Origin of the sequence: Blautia sp. HCP3S3_G3, assembly GCF_052063365.1 — a bacterium.
Lineage (GTDB): Bacteria > Bacillota > Clostridia > Lachnospirales > Lachnospiraceae > Blautia_A.
The window spans coordinates 1-1491 of sequence record NZ_JBQHXR010000058.1 but is presented as its reverse complement, the minus strand read 5'-3'; the positions used below and the strand labels follow the sequence as shown (position 1 = coordinate 1491).

The following is a 1491-nucleotide window of genomic DNA, read 5'->3' as shown; positions in this document are numbered from 1 at the left end:
CTTCCGCCGGCCTTAGGATTCTCTCCTCATCCACCTGTGTCGGTTTACGGTACGGGTACGGTATGAACGATAGCGGCTTTTCTTGACGCATGGCTCACGGGCTTCACTACTGTATTTCGCTCCGCTTCACAGATTCCCATCAGCACACGGATTTGCCTGTGTGCCTGGTACCCTGCTTGCACCCGGCTTCCATTCCGGGCTCCCGCTCTCCACACGTGTCCCCACAGTTCTGTCATACCGCAGTACAGGAATCTCCACCTGTTGTCCATCGGCTACGACTCTCGTCCTCGCCTTAGGCCCCGACTTACCCAGGGCAGATCAGCTTTACCCTGGAAACCTTGGATATTCGGCCTAGAGGATTCCCACCTCTATCTCGCTACTCATTCCGGCATTCTCTCTTCCATACAGTCCACTGCTCCTTTCGGTACAGCTTCGTTCCGTATGCAATGCTCCTCTACCAACCTCTCGGTTCCTCAGCTTCGGTGGCGCGTTTCAGCCCCGGACATTTTCGGCGCAGGACCTCTCGACCAGTGAGCTATTACGCACTCTTTGAATGGATGGCTGCTTCTGAGCCAACATCCTGGTTGTCTTGGAGATCCCACATCCTTTTCCACTTAACGCGCACTTGGGGACCTTAGCTGGAGGTCTGGGCTCTTTCCCTTTTGACCGCCCAACTTATCTCGTGCGGTCTGACTCCCGGTGATCGATTACGCGGCATTCGGAGTTTGATATTCTTCGGTAGGCTTTGACGCCCCCTAGGAAATTCAGTGCTCTACCTCCGCAAATCTGCACCGAGGCTAGCCCTAAAGCTATTTCGAGGAGAACCAGCTATCTCCGGGTTCGATTGGAATTTCTCCCCTATCCACACCTCATCCCCACCCTTTTCAACGGATGTGGGTTCGGTCCTCCACTGCCTCTTACGGCAGCTTCAACCTGGACATGGATAGATCACCCGGTTTCGGGTATACTCCTACTGACTCTGGCCCTCTTAAGACTTGGTTTCCCTACGGCTCCACACCTGAAGTGCTTAACCTTGCCAGTAAGCGTAACTCGCCGGACCGTTCTACAAAAAGTACGCGGTCGCACTCATATGGTGCTCCCACAGCTTGTAGACACAGGGTTTCAGGTTCTCTTTCACTCCCCTCCCGGGGTCCTTTTCACCTTTCCTTCACAGTACTATGCGCTATCGGTCACTAAGTAGTATTTAGCCTTAGGGGGTGGTCCCCCTGATTTCCCACAAGGTTCCACGTGTCTCGTGGTACTCTGGATCCCGCTCAGCCAGTTTGGTTTTCACGTACGGGGCTTTCACCCTCTCCGGCCGGCTTTCCCAAAACCGTTCTGTTAACCTTTCTGGATCTTAAATGCGGTCCGTAACCCCGGGATGCACGCATCCCGGTTTAGGCTCTTCCCATTTCGCTCGCCGCTACTTTGGGAATCGAGTTTTCTTTCTTTTCCTCCGGGTACTTAGATGTTTCAGTTCCCCGGGTTCCC

At 54.1% G+C, this 1491-nt stretch carries 1 rRNA gene; it reads right to left on the bottom strand.

Annotated features, from left to right (window positions below):
- A 23S ribosomal RNA gene (locus ACTNEW_RS16205) occupies positions 1–1491 on the bottom strand; the annotation flags it as partial.